The organism is Aromatoleum sp. (assembly GCF_032027225.1).
Classification (GTDB): Bacteria; Pseudomonadota; Gammaproteobacteria; order Burkholderiales; family Rhodocyclaceae; genus Aromatoleum.
Window position 1 is genome coordinate 79648 of sequence record NZ_JAVSMM010000004.1, and the last position, 25258, is coordinate 104905.

Genomic DNA, 25258 nt, shown 5'->3' on the forward strand with positions numbered 1-25258 from the left:
CTCCTGACAGCGGAGCTCACCGGGTGGTCTGGCAGCTCGGCCCCAAGCGAATCAGCAGGAGGGTTTTCTCGTTTGTAAGGTAGGGCGCAAAGCGCGCCTGGATACAGTCCTCCAGCCATGTCAGCTGTTCCAGCAGCGGGGCGCGGACGAACAAGAGTGCGTCTTCACCCGCGTGGGCCTGCACCTCGTCCACATTCAGCTCGGCGACCGGCCGGCCGGCGTAATACACCAGACGCATGTCCGGGGCACCGAGGCTGTAGAGCGGATGGCTGGGGTAATTGACCAGGGTTTTCCGGATCTCGGGCAGTGCCTGCAGGCGGTGGACGAACACTCGCGCCTCGAACAAGGTGTAGAAGCCGATGAAGGCCAGCAGTAGCAGCGGCGGCAACCAAGTCATCAGGCCGCGCCGCCAGCCCTGCTGTGCGTCCCGCACCGCGCTCCAGTGCCAAGCCAGCAGCAGCGCGATGGCCGGGTAGGCAGGCAGCAAGTATTTGGGGTGCTTGTCGGCAAACAGGGAGAAGACCAGCAGCGGAAGCAGCACGCTGCTGGCGAGCAACTGAAGCTCGGCACGAGCGTGAATCGCCCGCCACAACTGTCGCGGCCGCACCAGCAACACCAGCCAGAACGGCGCGAAATCGCCGGCCAGGTACATCAGGTAGGCGTACCAGCCCTCGCCGCTTTGCTCTCCGCTGACCTTTGTCACGATATCCTGCTCCAGAACCGGGGACCACACGCTCCAGCCCATTTCGAGACTGACAGCCAGATACCAGGAACCGCCGACCAGCAGTGCGAGCAGCCAGCCGGGCACATCGCACAGATAGGCTTTGGCGCGGGGCTGGCGAAGAAACGCGAACACCAACAGGGGCGCGGCGACGAACAGCAGGCTGACCGGGCCCTTGGTCAGCAGGCCCAGACCGATCAAGGCGAAGCTGAGCATCACCCAGCGCCGGCCGCCGCCCCAAAACAGGTAATGCCAGGCAGCCAGCAGGGACAGCAGGCTCAGCCCGGTAAGGCTCATCTCGATTTCCGCGCGACGGGCGAACAGACTGAAGCCGCTATTTGCCGCCAGGATCATCGCTGCGTACAGGCCGACCCGTCGTCCGCCCAAGTGTTTGCCCAAGGCATAAACGACGGCGCAGGAAGACAGCGCGAACACTGCCGAAGGCAAACGCAGTCCCCACTCGGACACCCCGCCGAGAAGCGTTGTCGGCAACAGCGACAACCAGTTGAATAGCGGAGGTTTGGCCAGGTACGGCTTGCCGTTCATGGACGGCAGCAGCCATTGACCGCTCTCGTACATTTCGCGGACCGTTACGGCGCGGCGCGCTTCGTTGACACTGAGGAAGGGGATATCGCCGATACCCCAGAAGAAGAGCAGCACCACCAACCCCAGAATGGCGGCGGCAAACAGCGCCTCTTCGGATTTATCGACTCTGATGTTCATCAGTCAAGTTGCCTCCCCACAGGGCGTTGCCGCACGCCGCCGGGCGCAAGACAGGTGGGCAGGATTGGGCCGATACTTCAGGTGTCCGCGTGCATGTTCACGGTCACGGTTGCGCAAGACGTTGAACGGCATAAGTCCGCATGCAGGCACGATGACGAACACGTCCAGGACAGCGCCGCCAATCTAGAGGTCGAGGCATCAAGGCGACGTCAAACGAATGTAAAAAACGTCGAGACGGATTCCGCAGCCGAACCCCCGGAGCACCTGCTCCCAGCCGCCGTGGAATTCCCTGATGGGCACATCGATCCGAGCGATCGCTGCGGCGGCGAATCGGGCACGGTGGCAGTCGGCCGGCCCGGCATTTCGACCCGGGTGCGCTTCCGCAAGCAGCAGGAGATCGAAAAAGGTATGGAGCGTCGCGCAACGGTTCCGGCGACGCGGCGAAGATCCCCGCCTCGTGCCCGTCGTGCCTGCAGGGGTTGTCGCGCTATTCGAACGATGCGGGCGGCGTCGACGCCGACTGCACCGTCGTCGAAATCGCGAAGCATGTGCTCCGCGACGACTGGATGCCGGGCTATGCGCAGCGTGCGAACGGCGGCGGGCATCCAGCGGGTATTTGCTCTAGGCTCGGGCCGAAGCCGGCTCCGGGTCGCCCTTCGCCTGCGGCTCACGGCAACCTAAAATTTGACAACATCCGGAAACGAATTGTAGGTCGGAGTCAGCGCAGCGAAATCCGACGCGAACCTCACCGACAGTATCGGCGCTCGGGCCTTCAGCCCTCGACCGGCGGTTCCGGATGCAGCCGCCGCCAGATTTCGGGCAACGCTTCGGCGGCGCGCCGCCGCAGGCGGTAGGTGACGAGCCGGCTCACCTCGGTCTCGCCCGGATTGATCTCGACCGTCGGCACGCCGGCCTGCTGCGCCCACCACACCGGCCCGGAAATGTAGGGAAAGGCGCTCGTCGTGCCGATCGAGACGACCAGATCGACGCCGCCGTCGAGCAGCGCATCGAGCTGGTTCAGCCCGGCCTCGGGCAGCATCTCGCCGAACAGCACGACGTCGGGGCGCAGCACGCCGCCGCATTGCGGGCACTCGGGCGGCAGCCGCAGCCCGCCGAAATCCGTCACCTTGCGCGAGTGCGCACATTCGGTGCAGCGCAGGCGGTGGACGGTGCCGTGGATTTCGATCAGGTTGCGCGAGCCGGCATCGCGGTGCAGTCCGTCGACGTTCTGCGTCAGCACCCAGACGCCGGGCCGTTCCTGCTCCAGCGCGGCGATGATGCGGTGCGCGATGTTCGGTTCCGCGCCGCGGCAGTTCGCTTCGATCTCGGCGATGTATTTCCACGCGACGTCCGGCCGGGCCGCCATCATTTCCCCCGACAGCGCCTCCTCGATCGTCAGCCCGTCGTCGGTCAGCCGCTCGTGATAGAGGCCGCCGATCCCGCGGTAGGTCGGGAGCCCCGAGTCGGCGGAAATGCCGGCGCCGGTGATGAAAAGGATGCGCGAGGCCTCGCCGATGAGCCGCGCGACTTCGTCGAACGTCTGGCTTTCAGTCATTTGATGTTTCCTTCGCGACGTCGACGAGACAGTCGTAAAACGTCGGTCCGCCGCCGAGGTCGGTGAGCGCCGGCGACGTCACCGCGTTCGCGTTCTCGCCGTCGCCGGAGAGTTTTCGCCACCACACCGACGGCGCGACGACGACCCCGCGACGAACACCGTCGGTCACCACCGCGCGGGCATGGAACGCGCCGCGGTCGTTGAAAATCCGCAACGATGCGCCGTCGACAATGCCGCGCTCCGCGGCGTCGTCGGGATGGATCTCGAGCTTCGGCCCGCCTTCCTGCTCGACGAAGCGCGGCTGGCTCGAGAAACTCGTGTTGAGGAAATTGCGCGCCGGCGGCGAGATCATCGCGAGCGGAAAGCGCGCCGCGAGCGCCGGGTTGCTGACCGGCGACTCGTGCGGCGGAACCCACGCGGGGAGCGGGTCCAGCCCTTGGCGGGCGAGCCAGTCGGAGCGGAACTCGCACTTGCCCGACGGCGTCGGAAAGCCGCCCTTCGCAAAGGGCGCGAACGGCCGCGGCAGGTTGAGTCGTGCCCAGCCACGCGCCACGAGCGTGGGCTGCAGACCGAGCACGCGCTCGTCGCGCCGCCTGAACGCCGCGGCGGCGATCTCGTCGTCGGACTCGAACAGTTCCGGCTCGGTGAAGCCGAGCCGCGCGGCGAGCAGGCGGAAGACTTCGGTGTTCGGCTTCGCCTCGCCGAGCGGCGCGATCGCCGGCGTGTTGGAAACCGCGTAGAGATGGCCGTAGGACTTGTGCAGATCGCGGTGCTCGAGCTGGCTCGTCGCCGGCAGCAGGATGTCGGCGTAGTCGGCGGTGTCGGTCTGGAACAGCTCGTGCACGACGCAGAACAGATCCTCGCGCGCGAAGCCTTCCCGCACGCGCCGGTTGTCGGGCGCGACCGCGACCGGGTTCGAGTTGTAGACGTAGAGCGCGCGGATCGGCGGTTCGTCCGCGGTCAGCAGCGCGTCGCCGATCTCGACCATGTTGATCGTGCGCGGCGGCCGCGCGTCGCGCGGATAGAGGTCGGGCCGCTCGAGCGCGTGCTGGTCTACCGGAAAATTGCCGGACGTCGACAGCACCGCTCCACCCGCCGGATGTCGCCACGCGCCGGTCAGCGCCGGCAGGCAGGCGACGTTGCGCACCGCCATCCCCCCGCCGCCGCTGCGGTTCAGCCCGTAGTTGAGCCGGATCGCCGCCGGCTTCGCGCTGCCGTAGTCGCGCGCGAGGCTGCGGATCGCCTCGGCCGGCAGGCCGGTCAGCGGCGCCGCCCACTCCGGCGTGCAGTCGCGCACGCGCGCGGCGAGTTCGTCGAAGCCGAGCGTGTGCGCGGTGATGTAGTCGCGATCGACGAGATCGTCCGCGATCAGCACCTGCATCATCGCGAGCGCGAGCGCGCCGTCGGTGCCCGGCCACGGTGCGAGGTGGAGGTCGCACTTCGCGGCGGTCTCGCTGCGCCGCGGGTCGATGCAGACGAGCTTCGCGCCGCGCCGCTTCGCCTCCTGGATGTAGCGCCAGCCGTGCAGGTTCGACACGACCGGGTTCGCGCCCCAGATCAGGATCAGCTTCGCGTCGACGATCGCTTCCGGGTCCGTGCCGATCGACGCACCGACCGTCGCTTTCCAGCCGGCCGTGCCGGCTGCGGAGCAGATCGTGCGGTCGAGCAGCGATGCGCCGAGACGGTGGAAGAAGCGCAGATCCATGCTGCTGCCCTGCACGAAGCCGAGCGTGCCGCCGTAGCTGTATGGCAGGATCGCGCGGGGATCGTCGGCGGCGATCGCGCCGAATTTCTCGGCGATCGTGCCGAGCGCCTCGTCCCAACTGATCCGCACGAAACGCCCCTCGCCCTTGCGCCCGACCCGCTTCATCGGGTGCAGCAGCCGCTGGTCCGAATACACGCGCTCGAGGTAATGGGCGACTTTCGTGCACAACGTGCCGTTCGTGAACGGCAGATCGGCCGCGCCGCGGATCTTCACCGCACGGCCGTTCTCGACCGTCGTCTCGATCGCGCAGGTATCGGGACAGTCGTGCGGACAGGCTCCCCGGACCACTTCTTTCACGGATTCGCTCATTCGTCTTCCCGGCAAAGTTCCTCGCGTTGGATCGGCGGCTCTCCGGACCGGCTTCAGAGCCGACGCGCAGTCATCGGCCGGCGCACGGCGAGTTCAGCGCCGCGCTTCGCCGTTCGCGAGCAATTCGGCGTAGCGCCGGCGGTCCGCGGCGAAGCGCGCGCGCAGCGCTTCGATTTCGCGCTTTTTCACGTCGACGACCGTGCGCAGCGACGCGAGTTCGGCGTCGATGGCCTGCAGCGCAGCGGATGGGCGCACCAGATCCGCACCTCCGCCTGCCTCGGCGAGGCGACGCCGCTCGGCGAGCAGTTCGGCCTCGCGCACGCGGGTCGGCTCGATGTCCCGCTCGACCTCGGCGACGGCACGCGCTTCGCGGTTGTCGATGTCCGTGAGGCTCGTATAAGTCTGCAGCAAGGCCTGGTCGACGCGCCGCTGCTTCAGCAGTCGCGCCTCCTCGTCTTTTCGGCGCTGCGCTTCGGCATCGCGCTTCGCGGTCTCTTCCGGCGTCAGCGGCGCGGCGACGTGGCGCCGCACATGACCCTGCGGACTGATCTCGCGATACGCCCGACCGTAGCATGCCGGCTGCAGCGTGTCCGCACAGATCGGCCGGCGGCTCGCGTCCTCGCAGCAGTAGATCGTGCCGGCGCCCGGCGCCGGGGTCGCGAACGGCAGCGTGACGAGCGCGGCGAGAACGAGCTCAGCGCGCCGCGGCAACGCCATAAGCATCCCGGTACGCCTGGACGGCGTCGAGGTTCGCCGCGAGTTGCGGGCTGTCGGCGAGATAGCCGATCAGGTCCGCGAGCGTCGCGACCGCGACGACCGGAATGCCGAACATCGCCCGGACTTCCTCGACCGCGGATTGCGTGCCGGTGCCGCGCTCCATGCGGTCGAGCGCGATGACGACGCCGGCCGGGGTCGCGCCGGCGTCGCGGATCATCGCCACCGATTCGCGCACCGACGTGCCCGCCGAGATCACGTCGTCGAGGATCAGCACGCGCCCTTCGAGCGGCGCACCAACGAGGGTGCCCCCTTCGCCGTGGTCCTTCGCCTCCTTGCGGTTGAATGCGAACGGCAGGTTCACGCCCTGTTCGGCGAGCCGGATCGCGACGCCGGCGACCAGCGGGATGCCCTTGTAAGCGGGTCCGAACAGCATGTCGCACGGCACGCCCGCCGCGAGGATCGCGCGCGCGTAAAAACCGCAAAGCTCGCGAAACGACGCGCCGTCGTCGAACAGCCCGGCGTTGAAGAAATACGGTGAGGTGCGGCCGGCCTTGGTGACGAAGGAGCCAAAGCGCAGCACTCCCTTGTCGCAGGCCAGCGCGATGAAATCCCGGCTAAAATCCACGGTTTACTTCCACTTTTGAGGCAATCGGGCCGAATGTTACGCGTCATCACCCTCAACCTCAACGGAATCAGGTCGGCCACCAGCAAGGGCTTTCTCGACTGGCTCGGCGCGCAAAATGCGGACGTCGTGTGCGTGCAGGAGCTGAAGGCGCAGGCGGGCGACCTGACCGACGCGATGCGCAATCCGGACGGCTATTCCGGTCATTTCCACCATGCCGAGAAGAAGGGCTACAGCGGCGTCGGGCTGTACACGCGACGCGCGCCCGACCGCATCGTCGAAGGCCTCGGCATTGCCGACATCGACGCCGAAGGCCGCTTCCTGCAGCTCGATTTCGGCGCGCTGTCGGTCGTGTCGCTGTACCTGCCGTCGGGCTCGAGCTCGGACGAGCGCCAGCAGGTGAAGTTCACGTTCATGGAGCGCTTCCTGCCGCACCTCGCATCGCTGCGCGAGTCGGGTCGCGAATTGATCATCTGCGGCGACTGGAACATCGCGCACAAGGAAATCGACCTCAAGAACTGGAAATCGAACCAGAAGAACTCCGGCTTTCTGCCCGAGGAGCGCGCGTGGCTCACCCGCGTGCTCGACGAGCAGCACTGGGTCGACGTCTATCGCCGACTGTATCCGGAAGCCGGCGGGGAGGCCTACACGTGGTGGTCGAACCGCGGCCAGGCGTGGGCGAAGAACGTCGGCTGGCGCATCGACTACCAGCTCGCGACGCCGGGCGTTGCCGCGACGGCGCGCAGCGCGGTGGTCTATAAGGAGCAGCGCTTCAGCGACCATGCGCCGCTGACGGTCGAGTACGGCTGGGAGTTCTGAAGCCGTCGTCCGGCGACACCGCAAGCCGGTCACCCGCCGTCCGCCGATGGTCGATGCACGACGATCCGGCGCCTCCGCACCGGCCGCGTGCGTCAATCCAGCGTGCGCCGGAACGTCTTCAGCCCGATCGCGAGCACCGCGACGGTGAAGGCGACGATCGCCCAGATTTGGGGCCACAGCAGCTCGAGTCCGTTGCCTTTGAGCATGATGCCGCGCACGAGCACGAGGAAATGCGTCAGCGGCAGCACGTTGCCGACGACCTGCGCCCACTCAGGCATGCCGCGGAACGGGAACATGAAGCCCGACAGCAACATCGACGGCAGGAAGAAGAAGAAGGTCATCTGCATCGACTGCAGCTGGTTCTTCGCGATCGAGCTGAACGTGATGCCGAGGGTCAGGTTCGCGCAGATGAAGAGCAACACGACCGCATAGAGCAGCGCGAGGTTGCCGAGCATCGGCACGCCGAAGATCCAGCGTGCGGCGACGAGCACGAGCGTGACCTGGACGAGGCCGATCAGGATGTAGGGCACGATCTTGCCGGTCATCACCTCGATCGGCGTCGCCGGAGTCGCGAGCAGGTTCTCGAACGTGCCGCGCTCGCGTTCGCGCGTCATCGCCAGCCCCGTCATCAGCACCATCGTCATCGTCAGGATCACGCCGAGCAGGCCCGGGACGATGTTGTACGCGGTGATGCCTTCCGGGTTGTAGCGGCGATGCACGCGCAGATCCACGAGGCCTTCGTCCGCCGGCTTCCCCCGCTGCGCGCCCGGCAGCTCCGTAGCGAAGACGTCGCGGCCGAGCCGGTTCAGCACCGAGATCGCGCCGGCCGCGGCCATCGGATCGGTCGCGTCGGCTTCGACGAGCAAGATCGGGCGTTGCCCGCGCACGAGGTCGCGGTTGAAGTCGGGCGGGAAGGTGACGACGAACTGCACGTCGCCGCGCGCGAGCAGCCTGTCGGCCTCGCTGCCGCTCGCCGCGCCGCCGACGATGTCGAAGTAGTCGCTGTTCTTCATCGCCGCGACGTACGCGCGCGAGAACGGCCCCGGATCGGCCATCACGACGGCCGTCGGCAGGTGCTTCGGGTCAGAGTTGATCGCGAAGCCGAACAGCATCAGCTGCAGGATCGGGATGCCGATGATCATGCCGAAGGTCAGCCGGTCCCGCCGCAGCTGGATGAACTCCTTCAGCAGGATGCCGAGCCAGCGCGACAGGGAGAAGCCGTAATGACTGGGCATGTCAGCCTTCGAGCGGGTCCTCGGCGGACTTCATCATGTGGATGAACGCGTCTTCGAGCGAAGGCTCGACGCGCTCGATCGCGATCTCGTTGTCCTGCGCGAATGCCTGCAGGCTCGCGGCGAGCTTCGCGGCATCGCGGCCGCTCGCGTGCAGTCGCGCGCCAAAACTTGCGACCTGTTCCACGCCGTCTAGGCCGCGCAACGCGTCCGGCAGCCCCGGCGCGCCGCCGCCGTCGATCGACCACGTCGCCAGCCCCTGCGCCACGACGACCTCTTCCGCGGTGCCGGCGGCGAGCAAGCGTCCGTACGCGAGATAGGCGAGCCGATGGCAACGCTCGGCTTCGTCCATGTAGTGGGTCGAGACGAGCACGGTGATCCCGGCATCGGCGAGGCGATGGATCTCCTCCCATAAATCGCGCCGCGCCTTCGGGTCGACGCCCGCGGTCGGCTCGTCGAGCAGCAGCAGGCGGGGTTCGTGCAGCAGGCACGCCGCGAGCGCGAGGCGCTGTTTCCAGCCGCCCGACAAGGTGCCCGCGAGCTGATCGCGGCGACCCGCGAGACCGAGGTGGTCGAGGGCGCGACCGACCGCGGCGCCGCGGTCGCGCATCCCGAACATCCGCGCGACGAAATCGAGGTTCTCGGCGATCGTCAGGTCCTCCCACAGCGAGAAGCGCTGCGTCATGTAGCCAACCTGGCGCTTGATCGCGCCGCTGTCGGTCATGACGTCGAGACCGAGACAGGTGCCGCGCCCGCTGTCGGGCGTCAGCAAACCGCACAGCAAGCGGATCGTCGTCGTCTTGCCGCTGCCGTTCGGGCCGAGAAAACCGAAGATCTCCCCTTCGCGCACCTGCAGCGCGAGGTCGCGGACGACGTGCCGCGGGCCGAAGTGCTTGTTGATGCCGGACACATCGATCGCGAGGTTTCCGTTGCCTGCGGCCATTTCAATTCCCCGCCGCAACGACGTCGACGGGCACGCCGGGGCGCAGGCCCGCGGCGAGCGCCGGCGTGGGCACCGCTTCGACGCGGAACACCAGCTTCGCGCGCGCCTTCTCGCTGTAGATCACCGGCGGAGTGTATTCGGCCTCGGGCGCGACGAAGTCGATGTGCGCCTCGAAGCCGTCGCCACAACCGTCGCAGCGCACGGTGACGGCCATGCCCGACGCGAGGCCGGCCACTTCGCGTTCCGGCACGTAGAAGCGGACTCGGCGGCGCCCATCGGGCAGCAGGCTCGCGACCGGCTGGCCGGCGCCGACCCACTCGCCCGGCTCGAAATAGGTGTCCGCAATTTCGCCGGCGGCGGGCGCGACGACCGTCTTGCGCGACAGCTGCCATTCGCGCAGCGCGACCTCGGCCCCGGCGGCGTCGAGTTCGGCCTGCGCACCGGCGACTTCGGCTTTGCGGCCGAAGCTCGCGCGATACGTCGCAAGCTGCTGGCGGGCCGCATCCACGCGCGCCGCCTCACCATCGCGCGCCGCACGTGCTTCGTCGAGCCGCGCCTGCGAGATGAAGCGCGACGCGGCGAGCGCCTTCTGCTGCGCGAGTTGCGTGGTCGCGAGGCGCAACGCGGTTTCGGCGGCGTGGACCTGGGCTTCGAGCGCGGCGATTTCCGGCGGACGGCGCGGTTCGCTGAGGTTGTCGACACGGCTCCGGGCCGCCTCGGCGCGGGCTGCGGCGGCGGCAAGAGCTTGCGCATCCGGATCGGACGCGAGCGCGAACACCGGCGCGCCCGCATCCACCCGGGTGCCGCGTGCCGCATCGAGCGTCTCCAGATAGCCGGCCTGTGGCGCCGCGAGATACACGAACTCGCCCTCGACGTAGCCGTTCCACGCGGCGTCCCGCCCGCCTCCGCACGCGGCGAGCAGCACCCCGGCCAGCACGCCCACGCAGCGGCTAACGACTCTCATCCGGCCCCCTCCCGCCGTCATTCGCGGCGATCAGGCGCAGCATCTCGGCGACGCCGCGGTGCACTTCATCGAGCGACGCATCGCTCTGCCGCGCCAGGTTCATCGCCGCCAGGCCGACGAATGCGCCGTGCAGGACCAGCAGCCGGTCCGGCGTAACAGGAAAACCCCTCGCGCCGAGCAATTCGCCGAAGCGTGCCCGGACACGCTCGACCAGACCGGACAGCGCGTCGCGCAGCTCGGGCTCGCTGTCCGCGGCTACGATGAGACCGAGCAGGACGCGAACCGGCGCCAGTCGTGGAAGCAAGTCGCCGAGCTGCTGCGCGAGATCGTCGGGACCGCCGCCTGCGACCGCCACGCCGAGGCCGTCGACGACCTGCTCGACCGCAGCCTCGGCGATCGCGAGCAGCAGGCGGCTGCGGGTCGGAAAGTAATACGTTAGGTGGCTCTGGCTCACGCCGGCGGCCTTCGCGATGCGCGGCTGCGTGAGCGTGGCGATGCCCTGCGTGCGGAGAAGTTCGACGCCTGCGGCGAGGATGCGTGATCGGATGCTCATGACCCCGGACCGTGTTGCAGCGTGGGCTTTGGTAGAGATACCAAATGATTTGAACGATAGCAGCGGCTGCGGACGACGGCAAGCGCGCAGCCGAGCCGATGCCAATGCCGCCGGGCTCGGCGATGGTCTTCGTCGGCCCGAACACCCTGTATCCACGCGCGAATTGCCTTCGCACCCAAATCGGATTAGCCTTTACCCGGATCGCGCGCCCGCGCGAATGTCATGACCTTGAGAGGGGTACGAACATGCAGAACTCGACCGACGCCGTTTCGCGGGACAAACTCATCGCCGACTTCAAGGTGGTCGTCGCGGACGCCGAGGAATTGCTGAAGCTTACCGCCGGGCAGGCCGGCGAGAAGCTGACGGATGTCCGCGCACGCCTCAACGACCGGCTCGCGGTGGCGAAGGACCGCATCGCGGACGCCGATCTCGCGGTACGGCAGCAGACGAAGAAGGTCGTCGACGTCACCGACGACTACGTGCACAAGAACCCGTGGCAGTCGGTCGGCGTCGCGGCCGGCGTCGCGTTCCTGCTCGGCCTGCTCGTCAGCCGCCGCTGAGTTCCGTGCAGCACGACCGGAAGCCGCGTCTCGCCGCGAGCCTGCGCGGCTTTCTCGATGCCGGGCTCGCGACCGCCCAGACCCGGCTCGAACTGCTTGTCGTCGAAGCCCAGGAAGAAAGGCTGCGCCTGTCGCGACTGCTTCTGAACCTCGTGCTCGCAGCGCTGCTTCTCGGCTTCGGCGCAGTGTTCCTGACGATCTTCATCACCGTGCTGTTCTGGGACGAGCACCGGTTGCTCGCGCTCGGGCTCGCAACCGTTGCGCTGTTCGGCGCAGGTCTCTTCACCGCATCGACTGCGGCGGCCGAACTCCGCAGGGGAAGCCAGCTGTTCGCAGCGAGTCTCGCCGAGCTCGCGCGGGATCGCGAAGCACTGCGGCCGGAAGAATGAGCCCGGAGCACCTCCGCTTCGCGCTGCGCAAGCAGCGTTTGCAAATTCGCGCCGCGCAGCAGCGCGACGAGCTCGTTGCCGGGCTGCGTCGGATCGACACGGTGCTCGATGCCGTCGATCGGGCGCGGGACGGCGCGGGTTGGGTCCGCGAAAAGATTCCGGTCTTCGCCGGCGCAGCGTTGATCCTCGCGCTCGCCAAACCGCGCTTTGCATTCCGCGTCGCGCGCCGCGCGTGGCTGAGCTGGGCGATCTATCGCAAGTTCGGTCCGCGACTCGCGCCGTTCGTGCAGTTGATCGACCGCCTGCGGCGCGTCGCCGCGGGAGCATGAACCGAGCGGCGGCGGCTTCGTAGGCACGCACGACAGTCGCCGGATCACGCGGAATCGCGAGCGTGAAGGTAGAGCCAGCAGTTCCATCGCCGCGCGTCCGCCAATCGCGGCCGCCCGCGCACGTCAGACGTTGTGCTTGGTACCGAAAATCTTGTCGCCGGCGTCGCCGAGGCCGGGGATGATGTAGCCCTGCTCGTTCAGGTGGCTGTCGATGCTCGCGGTGAAGATCTCGACGTCCGGGTGCGTTTCCGCCATCAACCGAATGCCTTCCGGTGCGGCGACGAGCACGAGTGCGCGAACGTGGCGGCAGCCGGCGCGCTTCAGCATGTCGACGGTCGCCGCCATCGACCCGCCGGTCGCAAGCATCGGATCGATGATCAGCGCGAAGCGTTCGCCGAGGTCGCCGACGAACTTCTCGAAGTACGGCGCGGGCTTCAGTGTGTGCTCGTCGCGGGCAATGCCGACGACGCTGACTTTGGCGCTCGGGATCATGTCGAGCACGCCGTCGAGCATCCCGAGACCGGCGCGCAGGATCGGCACGACGGTCACCTTCTTCCCCTTGATCCGCTCGATCTCGACCGGGCCCGCCCAGCCGGGGATCGTCACCGTTTCGAGCTCGAAATCCTGGCTCGCCTCGTAAGCAAGCAGACGCGCGATTTCCGCGGTCAGTTCGCGAAACTTCTTGGTGCTTATGTCGGCCTCACGCATCAGACCGATCTTGTGGCGAACGAGGGGGTGGTTGATCTGCTTGATGGACATTCGGGGTTCTCGGGGTGGAATTACGGCGAAGTTTAACCGCAGGTCGCGCCGGGGACCGGTCCGGTAGAATCGCATCCCGAATCGTTGGAACACTTCAGGAGGACCGCGCGATGCCGGTCGACATGGATGAAATCATTCGCGCGCGAGAACAGGCCGACTGCCTCGCCGATGCCGCTGCGGTCGATGCCGCGCTAAACCGCATGGCGGCGGAAATCACCGCACAGCTCGGCGACAGCAATCCGCTGGTCTATACCGTGATGAACGGCGGCCTGATTCTCGCCGGCCGCATCCTGCCGCGCTTGCCGTTTCCGCTTGAGGTCGCCTACCTGCACGCGACGCGCTACGGTCACGCGCTGAAGGGGACGCAACTCGACTGGCGGGTGCGTCCGGCGCACGACCTGCGCGGCCGCACGGTGCTCGTGCTCGACGACATTCTCGACGAGGGTCACACGCTGCACGCGATCCTGCAGTACCTGCGCGACGAGGGCGCGAAGGACGTCCGCGCCGCGGTGCTGACGCACAAGGTGCACGACCGCAAGGCGTACCCCGGGATGCGGGCCGACTTCACCGGGCTCGACGTCGCCGACCGCTTCCTGTTCGGCTGCGGCATGGATTACAAGGGCTACTGGCGCAACGCGCCGGGAATCTACGCGGTGAAGGGACTCTGAGGAGATTCGCATGCTGGTCGTATTCAAGTCGGATGCCGCCGCCGAGGTCATCATGTTCGGCGACGTCGCAAAGAAGTTGCTCGCGATCCTGGGCAAGGACGCGGACGTCGCGAAGGGCATCGTCACGGTCGAGCAGTTGCCCGACGCGATCGCCCGCTTGCACGCGGCGATCGACGAGGACAAGGCGCGCCAGGCCGCGCAGGGCGAAGACGAAGGCCGCGACGACGAAGCCGGGCCGGAGCGCCGCGGCATGGCGGCGCCGGTCGGGCTCGCGCAACGCGCGTGGCCGCTGCTCGACATGCTCGAAGCGTCGAAGAAGGAAGGCGTGCCGGTCGTCTGGGGCGTGTGAGGCCTAAAGCCGGGACCGGCCCTTCGACCGCTCGCGTGCGCGCCTGAATTTGGCTGGAAAAGCCACGACACGGTCGGCGGCGATCGCAATCGCAACCGAGTGCGCGCTATCGCCCCAATCGACGGCCGCAGCAGAGCGGCGACACGTCAGCCCGACCGGCGCCACGTAGCCGGGTGTGAGAGTCGTTGGCCCAATCCTACGCTCACTGCGTTCGACCGGAGACGGGGTGCCGAAAGCACGATCGGAGCGTGTTCGTGCAGAAGCGGCCTCGCACCCGCGTGAACAAAAAAATGCGGCGGCCACCTTTCGGTCGCCGCCGCATTCTTCACGTCACCGCCGCCCGTCACCCCTGGCGCGCAGCGGTTCCGGTAGAGCTCAGTGGGCCGAAGCCGCCGCCGCGCCGATACCCGTCTCGGAGCGCACCTTCTGCGCGAGGTAGCCGGCACGGTCCATCTTCGCGCGCGGGCTGTTGTCGAGGATCGAGAACAGCCAGATGCCGATGAAGCCTGCGGCCATCGAGAACAGTGCCGGCGACGTATAGGGGAACAGCGCCGAGCCCTTCGGGTTGCCGAGCGTCGCTTCCCACACCGACGGCGACACGACCGTCAGGCCCACCGCGGTGATCAGGCCGAGGAAGCCGCCGATGGTCGCACCACGCGTCGTGCAATCCTTCCACAGCACCGACATGAACAGCACCGGGAAGTTGGCCGACGCGGCGATTGCGAAGGCGAGCGACACCATGAACGCGATGTTCTGCTTCTCGAACGCGATGCCGAGCACGACCGCGACGATGCCGAGCACGATCGTCGTGATCCGCGACACGCGCAGTTCGGACGCCGAATCCGCATTGCCCTTCTTGAACACCGTCGCGTACAGGTCGTGCGACACGGCCGAGGCGCCCGACAGCGTCAGACCAGCGACCACCGCGAGAATCGTCGCGAACGCGACTGCCGAGATGAAGCCGAGGAACACGTTGCCGCCGACCGCATTCGCGAGGTGGATAGCCGCCATATTGCTGCCGCCGATCAGGACGCCCTTGCCGTCGAGGAAGCCGGGGTTCGTCGACACCAGCACGATCGCACCGAAGCCGATGATGAAGGTCAGCACGTAGAAGTAGCCGATCCAGGTGGTCGCCCAGAACACCGATTTCCGCGCTTCCTTCGCATCGGGAACGGTGAAGAAGCGCATCAGGATATGCGGCAGGCCGGCCGTGCCGAACATCAGCGCCATGCCGAACGAGATCGCCGAGATCGGGTCCTTGATGAACGAGCCCGGTCCCATGATCGCCTGGCCGAGGATGCCCGCCTCTTCGGGCGCCTTGCCGGTGGCGAGAGCCGATTCGGTCTTGATGCGGACGGCGTCGGCGAACATCGCTTCGGGCGAGAAACCGTAGGCGAGCAGCACCATGAAGGCCATGAACGACGCACCGGCGAGCAGCAGGCAGGCCTTGATGATCTGCACCCAGGTCGTCGCGGTCATGCCGCCGAACAGCACGTAGACCATCATCAGCGCGCCGACGATGACGACCGCCATCCAGTACTCGAGACCGAACAGCAGCTTGATCAGCTGCCCGGCGCCGACCATCTGCGCGATCAGGTAGAACGCGACGACGACGAGCGTGCCCGAGGCCGCGAAGGCGCGAATCGGGGTCTGCTTGAAGCGGTAGGCGGCGACGTCGGCGAACGTGAATTTGCCGAGGTTGCGCAGGCGTTCAGCCATCAGGAAGGTGATCACCGGCCAGCCGACGAGGAAGCCGATCGAGTAGATCAGGCCGTCGTAGCCGTTGGCCATCACCGCGGCCGAAATGCCGAGGAAGGACGCCGCCGACATGTAGTCGCCGGCAATCGCCAGACCGTTCTGGAAGCCGGTGATGCCGCCGCCGGCGGTGTAGAAGTCGGCCGCCGACTTGGTTTTCGCGGCCGCCCACTTGGTGATGTACAGCGTGCCGAGGACGAAGGCGCCGAACATCGTGATCGCGGTCCAGTTCGTCGCCTGCTTCTCGACCTGGCCCAGATCACCGCCCGCCGCAAGCGCCGCCGCCGACAGCAGCGCGAGGACCAGCCCCGCGCCGATTTGCATGAAACGGCCGCTCATTTGCCGCTCTCCTTGACGATTTCACGAGTCAGCGCGTCGAACTCCGAGTTCGCGCGCCGCACGTAGATGCCGGTGATGATGATCGTGAACACGATCACGCCGAATCCGACCGGGATGCCGACGGTCATCACGCCTTCGCCGAGGCGCCGTGCCAACAGTTCCTTGTCGAACGCGATGATCGCGATGTAGCCGTAATAGACGACCATCATGATCGCGGTGAGCAGCCAACCGTATGACGAGCGCGTCTTCACGAGGCGCTGGTACTTGGGGTTGGCAGCGATGATTGCCACCATATCGTTTTGCATGTCTCCTCCATCGGGCGTAAGTCAGGCCGGTTTTTCTTCCGGACAGACGAAAAGTAGCCGCGGAGACTTACGTCCGGCTTACGCCCGAGAAGAACTTACCCTTATTCCGGTATAAATTTTCTTTTTATATTTCGACGCTACACGAACGCCGCTATCCGCGCCGCAAACGAGGGGACGGCGCGGGTCAGTTGACCGGGACGAGCTTGGGCTGGCGGGCGATGGCCGGCGCTTCGGGAGGCACGACAAGCGGCGACGCGCCCGCGACGGCCGGCGGCGATTGCCACAGGTCGCGGTAAGTCTCGCTGTAGTTCATCAGCTGCGCGTTCATCCGGGCGATGCGGTCGAGCGGGCGGTCCGCCGGCGCGGGGCCGATCGCCGAGTAGCCGAGCCCGGCACGGCCGCCTTCGACCTTCAGCCCGATGAGATCGAGGATCGTCGGCAACATGTCGAAGTGCGTCACCTCCTCGGTGTTCTTCGTCAGCCGCTTGCCGCCGATGAGGAGGTTGAACACGGTGCGGTGCGGATTGCTCGCGAGCTTTTCGTACGACGTGTTGCCCATCGCCAGATGGTCGCCCTGCACGACGATCGCGACGCGGTCGAGCCAACCTTTCGCCGCGACGTACTCGATGAAATCCGCGACCTGTCCGGCGGTGCATTCGACGATGCCGTCGAAATCCTCGCGGCCCTCGCGTGCACAGTGCGCCGACAGATGGCCGTAGGGGTGATGGGTATCGATCGTCAGAATGTTGAGGTTGAACGGCTTGCGCTTCTTCATCAGCGCGGCGAGTTCGGCGCGCGCGCCGCGGAACAGATCGTCGTCGTGCAGGCCCCAGCCGCTCATCGTCTCCGGCGTCTCGCCCGCGCGGATCCATTCTTCGCGCCCGACGACCTTGTCGTAATGGTGATCGCGGAAGAACTTGCCGACGCCGCCGAACGCGAGGCTCGAGCCGTTCAGGAACACGTTCGTGTAGCCCTCGTCGGCGAGGATGTCGCCGAGGCAGCGCGCCCGCGGCAGGAAGCGGTCGACCTGCTCGCCCTGCGTGTTGCCGCCGAACAGCGCCACCGACTTCAGCGGCAAGCCGCACTGCGTCGCGACGAGGCCGGCGATCGTGAAATGGGCGCCCGGCATCTGGCGGTAGTCGTCGAACGAAACCCCGCGCGCCTTCAGCCCGTTCAGGCGCGCGAGCAGGTCGTGGCCGAAGAGCGCCGGGTCGGAGTACGTGTTCTCCAGGCTCTCGACGTAGATCAGGACGAGGCTCTTCGGACGCTCGGGCCGCAACGTGATCTCGCGCGGATCGACATACGACCCGGCGAAATAGTCCTCGCCGAAATATGTGCGCACGTAGCTCGCGAGCGAGAAGCTGTCGATGAAGAAGCCCGCGCCCGCGCCGAGCACGACGAGCGGCACACTGTGCGGCAACGTGCGGCGCAGCATCGACGACGAGGCCCGGGCAACGCGGCGGGCGTATTCGCGGGCCGCGACCCCGAATTTCAGCAAAGACGGCATCGGCGGCGTGCGCGGGTGGGCGCGCAGGTAACGGAGCCACGTGTCGAGCGCCCACAGCGCGAGCGCGAGCGCGACGGGGAGCGCGAGGCCGCGCCACAGGAAGCGCGTCAGCAGTTCGGGGTCGCTCGTCAGCAGCCCTTCGGTGCCGAGGTTCAGGTGATACAGGACCTGATCGATGCTGACCGAGCCGAACTCGTCCGTCAGCCAGTCGGAGACCGCGTAAAGGAAACTGCCCGCGAAATACGCGAGCGGAGCGAGGAATCGACGCAGACGCATGGCCAGCCCCTCCGGAGGCCCGCCTCCGGGGGCATCAGCCTGGGTAAGTCCCGGAAGTTGCGCAATATTACAGCAATGTTAAACCCAGTATAGAACCCCCTCAGGCGCAATGAAGCCGGCGGCTGTCGGCGAGGATCCGCTCGAATTGCGCCGCGGAAACGGGCGGGCTGAACAGGAAGCCCTGGCATTCGGTGCACCCTGCGTGGCGCAGGAATTCGCGCTGCGCTTCGGTCTCGACGCCCTCGGCGACGACGGTCAGGCCGAGACTGTGCGCGAGAGCGATGGTCGCCTCGACGATCGCGCGGGCGCCCGCGTCCGCGGGCAGGTCGCGGACGAAGGAGCGGTCGATTTTCAGCTGTTTCAGCGGAAAGCGTTTCAGATACGCGAGCGACGAATAGCCGGTACCGAAGTCGTCGAGCGCGAGCTTCACGCCGAGCGCCGCGAGCCGCTCCATCAGCCCGATCGCGCGTTCGGTGCCTTCCATCAGCATGCTCTCGGTCAGCTCGAGTTCGACCCGCGACGGATCGACGCCGGTCGTCGCGAGCGCGCGACGCACGGTCTCGTCGACGTGCCCGCGCAACTGCCGCGCGGACAGATTGACCGCGACGCGGAATCCGCGCGGCAGGCGGTCTTCCCACGTCTTCACCGTGCGGCAGGCTTCTTCCAGCACCCAGGCGCCGATCGACACGATCAACCCGCTCTCTTCGGCTACCGGGATGAATTCGCCCGGCGGCACGAGGCCGCGTTCGGGATGACGCCAGCGGACCAGCGCCTCGGCGCCGGTCAGATGACCGCTGTGCGTGCTCACCTTCGGCTGGAAATACAGCTCGAACTCGTCGCGCGCGAGCGCCCGCCGCAGCCCCTCCTCGGTGTCGAGCCGCTCGAGTGCCCCGGCATTCATCGCCGGGCGGAAGAAGCGATAGCGGTTGCGTCCGGCGCGCTTGGCCTGATACATCGCGACGTCGGCGTGCTTCAGCAGCGTCTCGAGGTCGTCGCCGTCGCGCGGATGGAAGCTCACGCCGATGCTCGCGCCGGTGATGATCTCGTGGCCTTCGACAACGAAGGGCGCCGACAGCGCGTCGAGGATGCGCTGCGCGACCTGCCCCGTCTCGCTGCGACCGTGGCGCGGGTCGAGCGGCAGCAGCAGCGCGAACTCGTCGCCGCCGAGCCGGGCCGTCGTGTCGCAGTCGCGGACGATGCTGGCGAGCCGCTCGGCGACCTGCGTCAGCAGCACGTCGCCCGCCTTGTGGCCGAGGCTGTCGTTGACCGGCTTGAAGCGGTCGAGGTCGATGAACATCACCGCGACGTGGGTCTGCTGGCGCCGCGCGAGCTGCAGCGCATGCTCGACGCGGTCCTCGAACAGGCGCCGGTTCGCCAGACCGGTCAGCGCGTCGTAATACGCGAGCCGCGCGATCCTCTCCTCGGCGAGCCGCTTCTCGGTGACGTCGTAGAACATCCCGATGTAATGGACGATGTCGCCGCTCGCGTTGAAGTCGGCGCTCACCGTCAGCCACTGGTTGTAGACCTCGCCATTCTTGCGCCGGTCGGTGATCTCGCCCTGCCACGAGCCCTGAGTGCGCACCGTCCGCCACATCGCCTCGTAAAACGCGTCATCGTGCCAGTCCGACGCGAACAGCGGCGGCTTGCGCCCGATCGTCTCGGCGATTGTGTAGCCGGTGATCTCGGTGAAGGCGCGGTTCACCTCGACCGCGTTGAGCTGCGTATCGACGATGACGATGCCCTGAATGCTGCGCTCGAAGACGCCCGCGGCCATCCGCATGCGAGCGTTCGCGAGCTGCAGCTCGGCACTCTTCACGAGAAGGTCTCCCTCGCTGGCGCGGAGCGACGCGTACTGACCTTGCAGGATCTGGTCGGCGCGTCGGACGATCAGCATCAGCACGACGTAGAACGCGCCGAAGATCGCGAAGAGACCGAACAGCACGCGCAGGCTGTCGCCCCGGATCTCGGCGACGTCCGCCGTCACGTCGGTGTACAGCTCGAACACCGCTCGCACCGTGCCGCCCTCCTCGCTGCGGATCGGGATGTAACTCGACACGACGTCGACGTCCTCGATCTCGCCCTCGGTCACGCTCATCCGGCCGCGGTGCACCAGCTCGCTCATCACGCGGCCGTCGCGGGCGGCAAGAAAGCCCGGGTTCGACCGCTTGTCCTCGCCGATCTCGCGCGGCACCGACGAAAACACCGCCGTCCCGTTCAGGTCGTAAATCTTGATCTTGATGATCGGCACGCCGGCCGACAGCTCACCCAGCCGCGCATGCAGTTGCCGCGTGACCGGGCGTTCGCGCAGCGCGTCGGCATCCAGCCCGGCGCTGTCGACGACGGCGAGACCGAACGCCGGCCAGACCACGTTCGAGAAGCCGCGGGCGAGTACCTCGTTGCGCGATCCCGCCATCCCGGTGTGTTCGACGATCTCGCTGCTGCGGTAAACCCACGACAGCAACATGGTCATGAGGATGACTGCGACGCCGCTCGCGAGCGAGAAATACCTGCTCAGTCTGAACATCGCTTTGCGCATTGCAGAATCCGGCCCGACGGCCCCTTTCGACCAGCCTCAGCCGGCGTCGTGATACGTGCGGCGATGAAACCGCCCGCGGATGATACGGGCTCGGCGGAAATCGGCAAGGCGTGAATCTACGCGGTCGCGAAGTCGATCACACCGACCGGCGCCGGCGCAACGATCCGTGCACGGGAACGGGCGCGGCGTCAGTCGCGCAACTGCTCGAGCGGAATCTCCCAGCGCGTCAGCATGTTGCGCAGCAGCGTCTGCTCCGGCTGACTGATGACGCCGTCGGACTTTGCGAGGACGAGCATCGCGCGGCAGACGAGGTCGCGCAGTTCGGGGTCGGTGACCCGGTCGAGCGTCCGCTCGAACTCCTCGATGTCGACGAGGCGCGGCGTCCTCTCAGGGCCGCTGCGATCGAGCGCCCATTGACAACGCTCGATCACGGCTTCGACGAGCGCGTCGCGCGGAACGCCCAGGAGTTGCGCAATGCCGTGCCGGTCGAGCGCGTCGACCTCACGGTTCGCGAGCATGCCGTCGGCGAGCATCACCTGCGCGACGAGTTCGACCGCGACCGTCCGTTGTTCGTCCAGATTGATGGGTTTCACGATTCCGAAAGAGAGTGGTTGGCCTCGATGGACCACATCCCGATGCGATTGGTTTCCGCACGGGTATCGCGCAGGAGTGCGGACCGCCCGCACCCGCTTGCATCTGACTGCCTTTGCACTTGCATTTGCACTTGCATTTGCACTTGCACTTGCCACCGCCCGTCACCGGACTTCTTGCAACTGCCGGTCCGGCCGGTCGCCCGTCGCCCCCCAATTGTCACTGCCGCCCATTTGGCGGAATATCGCGTCCGCGGCTGCGCTCGGACGGCCGTCCCCCCCCCCCCGCCGGAGCCCTCATGCGTGCCGTAGTCCGCTTCATCCTCGCCGTCGCCCTCGCCGCGCCGCTCCTTGCCGTGGCGCAAACCCGCATTCCGTCGCTCGACCAGGAAGGGCGTCGCGGAGACGTCGGCCGCGCGGCGCAGCAGAAGGCGGTCGAGCGCTTCGACAGCGCCGATGCGGACAAGGATCAGCGGCTGTCGCGCGAGGAAGTCGCCGCGCATTTCGAGTACATCGGCGCGAATTTCGACAGGATGGACGCGGACCGCGACGGCTTCCTGAACTGGAACGAATTCATCGGCCACGACCGCTGGAAGAAGGAATGATGCTTGCCGGCCGGCGTCCGCTGCCGGTTCTCTCGCGGCGCGCACAGGCAGCCGCCGCAGCGATTCGTCATGTGATCCGGGTCGTACGTTGTGGCAAAGTAGCGGCTCCGCTCACCACGCCGTGCCGCCCCGTCGCATGAGACCCGCCCGCGCCCTGATCGACCTCGACGCCCTGCGTCACAACTATTTCCTCGCCCGCCGCCTGCATGGCGGGCGGGCGCTCGCCGTCGTCAAGGCGAACGCCTACGGTCACGGCGCGGTGCAGTGCGCCCGTGCGCTCGCGGCCGACGCGGACGGTTTCGCGGTCGCATTCCTCGAAGAAGCGCTCGAACTCCGCGAGGCCGGCATCGAACAGCCGATCCTGCTGCTCGAAGGGATCTTCACGCCGGACGAACTGGACGAAGTGATCCGCCACGACCTGTGGATCGTCGTCCATCACGCCGAGCAGATCCGCATCATCGACCACGCAAAGCCCGCGCTGCCGCTCGAAGTGTGGCTCAAGATGAACAGCGGCATGAACCGCGCCGGCTTCCTGCCCCACGAGCTGCGCGCGGCGTGGCAGCGCCTCAAGGACAGCGGCAAGGTCGGCGGCATCACGCTGATGAGCCATTTCGCCCGCGCCGACGAACCGCACGTCATCGCGACCGCCGAACAGGTCACCGCGTTCGACAGCGCGACGCGCGACCTGCCCGGCCCGCGCAGTCTCGCGAACTCGAGCGCGATCCTCGGCTGGCCCGCCGCACACCGCGACTGGGCCCGCCCGGGGATCCTGCTCTACGGCGCCGATCCGATGCCCGCCGAGCCGAACGGGCTGCGCCCGGTCATGACGCTCGAAAGCGCGGTGATAGCGATCCGCGAGATCCCGGCCGGCGCGCCGCTCGGCTACGGCGCCCGCTTCCACGCCGAGCGCGCGACCCGCGTCGGCCTCGTCGCGCTCGGCTACGCCGACGGCTATCCGCGCGCCCTTCCGAACGGCACGCCGGTCGCCGTCGACGGCATCCGCACCCGATTGATCGGACGCGTGTCGATGGACATGCTGACCATCGACCTCACCGACCTCCCCGACGCCGGCCTCGGCAGCCGCGTCGAGCTCTGGGGCGGGAACATCCCGGTGAATCGTATCGCCGAAGCGGTGGACACGATCTCGTACGAACTGCTGTGCAACGTGAAGCGGGTGCGCTTCGAATATTCCGGCGGGTAACGCGCGCGGCGAGAGCAGGACGCCGTCCGCGCGACTTGCACCGGCCCCTCCGACTGCCGCTGGTCGGCTCGGCTACCGAAGAGGGACGATCGCGGGGCGCCCAACGCGTTCGATCGGGCGGCGGAGGACGGATCCCGGTAACGAACGGGGACGGCCCTGCGGCTGCGACTACAGCAAGTGGCAAGCCGGCGGCCCGGGTCGTTCCCTGCCGATCCCCGAGAGGGAATTCGCCAACCCAGCGTCCCGAGAAAGAATTCGCGCGCCGCGCTTTCCGACACGGCTGCCGATTCGCGGGCCCTGCGGTCCAACGAGCGTTCGTGAGCTTTCCCCGGGAGGCCGCCCGATGCCCCAGTGCCGCGATCGCCGTCCGCTTTTCCGTGGCGCCGTTGCGGCGTGGATGCCGCATCGCCGCGCGCGCCTCGCCCCGATCGTCCGCCGCCCGTCTATCCTGCTCACCGTCGCGCTCGTCTGCGCGCTCACGGCGTGCGCCACACCGCAGCCGCGCCCGCGAGCGGACAGCGCAGCCGCGCGTTGTATCGCGCTCTTCGAACAAGCCGACGCCGCCGTCGCGCGTGAAAGCGTCGGCGATGCGATGGCGGCGCGCATTCGCGGCTTGCCGTACCTGCGTGCGGACCGGCTGCTCGCGAGCTTCCGCGACGAAATCGGCGAGCAGGACGCGCAGCGGTTCTGGATCGGCCGGCTCGCCACACTGGACGAGGAAGCGCGCGCCGCAGAATTCTCGAACCTTTCCGGCTCGGCCCGCGCCGCGCTGGCCCGCGACGCGCGCGGCGGCAACGCGGACACCCACGCGGCAGGCGACAGGCCGCAGCCGGCAGCCCCGGGCGGGCACAAGCTCACGGCGGCGCTCGACCGGTGCCGCGACGTCCTCGTCGAAGCGGATCTCGCCGAAGCCGACCGCGCGGCGCGGGACCGCCTCGGCATCGACGCCCTCCAAGCCCGCTCTGCCAAACCCCGCTTAACCGGCGCCACGGGATCCGAAGCGGAATCGGACGAAGCGAAGCTCAGGAACGCCGCGCCCCTCCCGGTCCCGCCCGATGCGCGCCCGACGCGGTTCGACTCGCTGCGCGCCGCGGCGACCGTACCGGACGACTACAGCCTCGTCCGCCGCGTCCTCGGCCTCTATCCGCTGACGCGCATCCCGTTCGCCGCCGGGGTGCGTGCGTTCGAGCGCAACGTCGAAAGCACCTTCGCGCTGCCACTCGAACTGCTGCCGCGACGAGGCCGGCTGCTGCGTTTCGCGCCGGCGCCCGCGCCGCTCCCCGACCGCCCCCTCATCGCAACGATGCTTCGCAGCGCGTCGGCCAATCCGCTGCACGCCCCCTATCCCGACGCGCCGACACTGCGCCGGCTCGCCGCAGCGTATGCGCCGGTGTTCGAAATCGACGTCGCGACCGATGACGACCGCCTCGGCCGGCCGCGCTGGCCGGCAAGCGGTCCGGCCGCCGTCGACACCGCCGAACCCGCGGTTTTCTTTCGTGCCGCCCGCACGCGCGTCGCCGACCGCGTACTGCTGCAGCTCGTCTACACCGCGTGGTTTCCGGCACGACCGCGCGAGGGGCGCTTCGATCTTCTCGGCGGCCATCTCGACGCCCTCGTGTGGCGCGTGACGCTCGCGCCCGATGGCGAGCCGGTGCTGTTCGACAGCATCCACGGCTGCGGCTGCTACCACTTCTTCTTTCCGACGCCGCGTGCCGAGCCGCGGCCGGCCCCATCGACGCTCGATGAATGGCGCTTCGTGCCGCAACGGGTCGCGCGCCAGGCGCCCGGCGAGCACGTCGTGCTGAGGGTCGCCGCGGGCACGCACTACCTCGAGCGCGTGCGCTATGAAAAAGCCTCGTCGCCGGCGGCCGAACCGGATCGCGACGACAAGGCCTCGTTCCCGACGGGCGACGCGATCCGCTACTCGCTCGTGCCCGACGACGATTTGCGCAGCCTGCCGCGCATCGACGGCAGCCGGCGCAGCCTGTACGGCCCGGACGGTTTCGTCGCCGGCAGCGAGCGGGCCGAACGCTTCGTCTTCTGGCCGATGGGCATCGCGAACCCTGGCGCGATGCGGCAATGGGGGCGGCACGCGACCGCGTTCGTCGGCCGGCGCCACTTCGACGATGCGCGCCTCGTCGACGAGCGCTTCCTGATTTCGGAGTGA

General features: G+C 67.8%; 25 protein-coding genes. 10 read left to right on the top strand and 15 right to left on the bottom strand.

Going from position 1 to position 25258, the window contains the following annotated elements:
* Window positions 1–16: 16 nt before the first annotated feature.
* Window positions 17–1444, bottom strand: coding sequence for a glycosyltransferase family 39 protein (locus tag ROZ37_RS06590; protein ID WP_312658411.1), 1428 nt, complete (start codon window positions 1442–1444; stop codon window positions 17–19).
* Window positions 1445–1923: 479 nt separating this feature from the next.
* Here ROZ37_RS06590 and ROZ37_RS22075 point away from each other — a divergent pair, with 479 nt between their 5' ends.
* Window positions 1924–2298 (top strand): DUF3400 domain-containing protein, encoded by a 375-nt coding sequence (locus ROZ37_RS22075; protein ID WP_409449934.1) that lies wholly within the window; start codon window positions 1924–1926, stop codon window positions 2296–2298.
* On the opposite strand, the gene ROZ37_RS06595 is transcribed toward ROZ37_RS22075, so the two are convergent.
* The 4 genes from ROZ37_RS06595 to pyrE all read right to left on the bottom strand — a co-directional run bounded on the left by ROZ37_RS06595 (window position 2217) and on the right by pyrE (window position 6415).
* Window positions 2217–2999: an NAD-dependent deacylase gene (locus ROZ37_RS06595; protein ID WP_312658412.1), complete on the bottom strand. Its 783-nt coding sequence runs from the start codon at window positions 2997–2999 to the stop codon at window positions 2217–2219. The two genes, ROZ37_RS22075 and ROZ37_RS06595, sit on opposite strands and share 82 nt — an antisense overlap.
* Complete coding sequence (locus ROZ37_RS06600; RefSeq protein ID WP_312658413.1) at window positions 2992–5073, bottom strand: molybdopterin oxidoreductase family protein; 2082 nt, start codon at window positions 5071–5073, stop codon at window positions 2992–2994. The genes ROZ37_RS06595 and ROZ37_RS06600 overlap by 8 nt, the downstream gene beginning before the upstream one ends.
* A gap of 93 nt (window positions 5074–5166) precedes the next feature.
* Complete coding sequence (locus ROZ37_RS06605; protein ID WP_312658414.1) at window positions 5167–5796, bottom strand: hypothetical protein; 630 nt, start codon at window positions 5794–5796, stop codon at window positions 5167–5169.
* Window positions 5768–6415 (bottom strand): orotate phosphoribosyltransferase, encoded by a 648-nt coding sequence (pyrE, locus tag ROZ37_RS06610; protein ID WP_312658415.1) that lies wholly within the window; start codon window positions 6413–6415, stop codon window positions 5768–5770. Before pyrE ends, ROZ37_RS06605 begins: the two co-directional genes overlap by 29 nt.
* Before the next feature lie 33 nt (window positions 6416–6448).
* On the opposite strand from pyrE, the gene ROZ37_RS06615 reads away from it, so the two are divergent.
* The gene (locus ROZ37_RS06615; RefSeq protein WP_312658416.1) at window positions 6449–7231 is read left to right on the top strand and encodes an exodeoxyribonuclease III; all 783 of its coding nucleotides are present in this window, start codon (window positions 6449–6451) and stop codon (window positions 7229–7231) included.
* A gap of 92 nt (window positions 7232–7323) precedes the next feature.
* Here ROZ37_RS06615 and ROZ37_RS06620 read toward each other — a convergent pair whose 3' ends face one another.
* The 4 genes from ROZ37_RS06620 to ROZ37_RS06635 are packed head-to-tail and all read right to left on the bottom strand — an operon-like array spanning window position 7324 to window position 10923.
* On the bottom strand, window positions 7324–8466 hold the full coding sequence (locus ROZ37_RS06620) for an ABC transporter permease (RefSeq protein WP_312658417.1): 1143 nt from the start codon (window positions 8464–8466) through the stop codon (window positions 7324–7326).
* Window position 8467: 1 nt separating this feature from the next.
* On the bottom strand, window positions 8468–9406 hold the full coding sequence (locus tag ROZ37_RS06625) for an ABC transporter ATP-binding protein (RefSeq protein ID WP_312658418.1): 939 nt from the start codon (window positions 9404–9406) through the stop codon (window positions 8468–8470).
* A 1-nt stretch (window position 9407) separates the two neighbouring features.
* A complete protein-coding gene (locus ROZ37_RS06630) occupies window positions 9408–10370 on the bottom strand; it encodes an HlyD family efflux transporter periplasmic adaptor subunit (RefSeq protein WP_312658419.1) in 963 nt (320 codons plus the stop codon).
* Complete coding sequence (locus ROZ37_RS06635) at window positions 10357–10923, bottom strand: TetR/AcrR family transcriptional regulator (protein WP_312658420.1); 567 nt, start codon at window positions 10921–10923, stop codon at window positions 10357–10359. Before ROZ37_RS06635 ends, ROZ37_RS06630 begins: the two co-directional genes overlap by 14 nt.
* A gap of 245 nt (window positions 10924–11168) precedes the next feature.
* Here ROZ37_RS06635 and ROZ37_RS06640 point away from each other — a divergent pair, with 245 nt between their 5' ends.
* From ROZ37_RS06640 to ROZ37_RS06650, 3 genes are read left to right on the top strand one after another with little or no spacing between them, the layout of a single operon-like run.
* A complete protein-coding gene (locus ROZ37_RS06640; protein WP_312658421.1) occupies window positions 11169–11483 on the top strand; it encodes a DUF883 family protein in 315 nt (104 codons plus the stop codon).
* Window positions 11484–11488: 5 nt separating this feature from the next.
* Window positions 11489–11872: a phage holin family protein gene (locus ROZ37_RS06645; protein WP_312658422.1), complete on the top strand. Its 384-nt coding sequence runs from the start codon at window positions 11489–11491 to the stop codon at window positions 11870–11872.
* Window positions 11869–12201 carry a YqjK family protein gene (locus tag ROZ37_RS06650; RefSeq protein ID WP_312658423.1) on the top strand — a complete coding sequence of 111 codons (333 nt, stop codon included), beginning with the start codon at window positions 11869–11871 and terminating at the stop codon, window positions 12199–12201. Before ROZ37_RS06645 ends, ROZ37_RS06650 begins: the two co-directional genes overlap by 4 nt.
* A gap of 123 nt (window positions 12202–12324) precedes the next feature.
* Here the strand turns inward: ROZ37_RS06650 and upp are convergent, their stop codons facing one another.
* Complete coding sequence (gene upp / locus ROZ37_RS06655; protein ID WP_312658425.1) at window positions 12325–12960, bottom strand: uracil phosphoribosyltransferase; 636 nt, start codon at window positions 12958–12960, stop codon at window positions 12325–12327.
* A gap of 110 nt (window positions 12961–13070) precedes the next feature.
* Here upp and ROZ37_RS06660 point away from each other — a divergent pair, with 110 nt between their 5' ends.
* Together ROZ37_RS06660 and ROZ37_RS06665 are read left to right on the top strand one after the other, a co-directional pair.
* Window positions 13071–13628: a hypoxanthine-guanine phosphoribosyltransferase gene (locus ROZ37_RS06660; RefSeq protein WP_312658426.1), complete on the top strand. Its 558-nt coding sequence runs from the start codon at window positions 13071–13073 to the stop codon at window positions 13626–13628.
* A gap of 10 nt (window positions 13629–13638) precedes the next feature.
* Complete coding sequence (locus ROZ37_RS06665) at window positions 13639–13977, top strand: DUF1840 domain-containing protein (protein ID WP_312658427.1); 339 nt, start codon at window positions 13639–13641, stop codon at window positions 13975–13977.
* 375 nt (window positions 13978–14352) lie between these two features.
* Here ROZ37_RS06665 and ROZ37_RS06670 read toward each other — a convergent pair whose 3' ends face one another.
* From ROZ37_RS06670 to ROZ37_RS06690, 5 genes are all read right to left on the bottom strand, one after another.
* Complete coding sequence (locus ROZ37_RS06670) at window positions 14353–16071, bottom strand: cation acetate symporter (protein ID WP_312658428.1); 1719 nt, start codon at window positions 16069–16071, stop codon at window positions 14353–14355.
* On the bottom strand, window positions 16068–16376 hold the full coding sequence (locus ROZ37_RS06675; RefSeq protein WP_312658429.1) for a DUF485 domain-containing protein: 309 nt from the start codon (window positions 16374–16376) through the stop codon (window positions 16068–16070). The genes ROZ37_RS06670 and ROZ37_RS06675 overlap by 4 nt, the downstream gene beginning before the upstream one ends.
* Window positions 16377–16560: 184 nt before the next feature.
* Window positions 16561–18159, bottom strand: coding sequence for a sulfatase-like hydrolase/transferase (locus ROZ37_RS06680; protein ID WP_312658430.1), 1599 nt, complete (start codon window positions 18157–18159; stop codon window positions 16561–16563).
* Window positions 18160–18259: 100 nt separating this feature from the next.
* Window positions 18260–20695: an EAL domain-containing protein gene (locus ROZ37_RS06685; protein WP_312658431.1), complete on the bottom strand. Its 2436-nt coding sequence runs from the start codon at window positions 20693–20695 to the stop codon at window positions 18260–18262.
* A gap of 188 nt (window positions 20696–20883) precedes the next feature.
* Window positions 20884–21288, bottom strand: coding sequence for a TerB family tellurite resistance protein (locus ROZ37_RS06690; protein WP_312658432.1), 405 nt, complete (start codon window positions 21286–21288; stop codon window positions 20884–20886).
* Window positions 21289–21584: 296 nt separating this feature from the next.
* Between ROZ37_RS06690 and ROZ37_RS06695 the strand changes: the two genes are divergently transcribed.
* From ROZ37_RS06695 to ROZ37_RS06705, 3 genes are all read left to right on the top strand, one after another.
* Complete coding sequence (locus ROZ37_RS06695; RefSeq protein ID WP_312658433.1) at window positions 21585–21890, top strand: hypothetical protein; 306 nt, start codon at window positions 21585–21587, stop codon at window positions 21888–21890.
* Between the two features lie 136 nt (window positions 21891–22026).
* Window positions 22027–23091: an alanine racemase gene (gene alr, locus ROZ37_RS06700; RefSeq protein ID WP_312658434.1), complete on the top strand. Its 1065-nt coding sequence runs from the start codon at window positions 22027–22029 to the stop codon at window positions 23089–23091.
* Window positions 23092–23434: 343 nt separating this feature from the next.
* A complete protein-coding gene (locus ROZ37_RS06705; RefSeq protein WP_312658435.1) occupies window positions 23435–25258 on the top strand; it encodes a hypothetical protein in 1824 nt (607 codons plus the stop codon).

Bases quoted from the DNA above. Each gene is read 5' to 3' on its own strand.
- ROZ37_RS06590 (WP_312658411.1), bottom strand. From the start codon at position 1,444: ATGAACATCAGAGTCGATAAATCCGAAGAGGCGCTGTTTGCCGCCGCC.
- ROZ37_RS06595 (WP_312658412.1), bottom strand. From the start codon at position 2,999: ATGACTGAAAGCCAGACGTTCGACGAAGTCGCGCGGCTCATCGGCGAG.
- ROZ37_RS06600 (WP_312658413.1), bottom strand. From the start codon at position 5,073: ATGAGCGAATCCGTGAAAGAAGTGGTCCGGGGAGCCTGTCCGCACGAC.
- ROZ37_RS06605 (WP_312658414.1), bottom strand. From the start codon at position 5,796: ATGCTTATGGCGTTGCCGCGGCGCGCTGAGCTCGTTCTCGCCGCGCTC.
- ROZ37_RS06615 (WP_312658416.1), top strand. From the start codon at position 6,449: ATGTTACGCGTCATCACCCTCAACCTCAACGGAATCAGGTCGGCCACC.
- ROZ37_RS06620 (WP_312658417.1), bottom strand. From the start codon at position 8,466: ATGCCCAGTCATTACGGCTTCTCCCTGTCGCGCTGGCTCGGCATCCTG.
- ROZ37_RS06625 (WP_312658418.1), bottom strand. From the start codon at position 9,406: ATGGCCGCAGGCAACGGAAACCTCGCGATCGATGTGTCCGGCATCAAC.
- ROZ37_RS06630 (WP_312658419.1), bottom strand. From the start codon at position 10,370: ATGAGAGTCGTTAGCCGCTGCGTGGGCGTGCTGGCCGGGGTGCTGCTC.
- ROZ37_RS06635 (WP_312658420.1), bottom strand. From the start codon at position 10,923: ATGAGCATCCGATCACGCATCCTCGCCGCAGGCGTCGAACTTCTCCGC.
- ROZ37_RS06640 (WP_312658421.1), top strand. From the start codon at position 11,169: ATGCAGAACTCGACCGACGCCGTTTCGCGGGACAAACTCATCGCCGAC.
- ROZ37_RS06650 (WP_312658423.1), top strand. From the start codon at position 11,869: ATGAGCCCGGAGCACCTCCGCTTCGCGCTGCGCAAGCAGCGTTTGCAA.
- upp (WP_312658425.1), bottom strand. From the start codon at position 12,960: ATGTCCATCAAGCAGATCAACCACCCCCTCGTTCGCCACAAGATCGGT.
- ROZ37_RS06660 (WP_312658426.1), top strand. From the start codon at position 13,071: ATGCCGGTCGACATGGATGAAATCATTCGCGCGCGAGAACAGGCCGAC.
- ROZ37_RS06665 (WP_312658427.1), top strand. From the start codon at position 13,639: ATGCTGGTCGTATTCAAGTCGGATGCCGCCGCCGAGGTCATCATGTTC.
- ROZ37_RS06670 (WP_312658428.1), bottom strand. From the start codon at position 16,071: ATGAGCGGCCGTTTCATGCAAATCGGCGCGGGGCTGGTCCTCGCGCTG.
- ROZ37_RS06675 (WP_312658429.1), bottom strand. From the start codon at position 16,376: ATGCAAAACGATATGGTGGCAATCATCGCTGCCAACCCCAAGTACCAG.
- ROZ37_RS06680 (WP_312658430.1), bottom strand. From the start codon at position 18,159: ATGCGTCTGCGTCGATTCCTCGCTCCGCTCGCGTATTTCGCGGGCAGT.
- ROZ37_RS06685 (WP_312658431.1), bottom strand. From the start codon at position 20,695: ATGCGCAAAGCGATGTTCAGACTGAGCAGGTATTTCTCGCTCGCGAGC.
- ROZ37_RS06695 (WP_312658433.1), top strand. From the start codon at position 21,585: ATGCGTGCCGTAGTCCGCTTCATCCTCGCCGTCGCCCTCGCCGCGCCG.
- alr (WP_312658434.1), top strand. From the start codon at position 22,027: ATGAGACCCGCCCGCGCCCTGATCGACCTCGACGCCCTGCGTCACAAC.
- ROZ37_RS06705 (WP_312658435.1), top strand. From the start codon at position 23,435: ATGCCCCAGTGCCGCGATCGCCGTCCGCTTTTCCGTGGCGCCGTTGCG.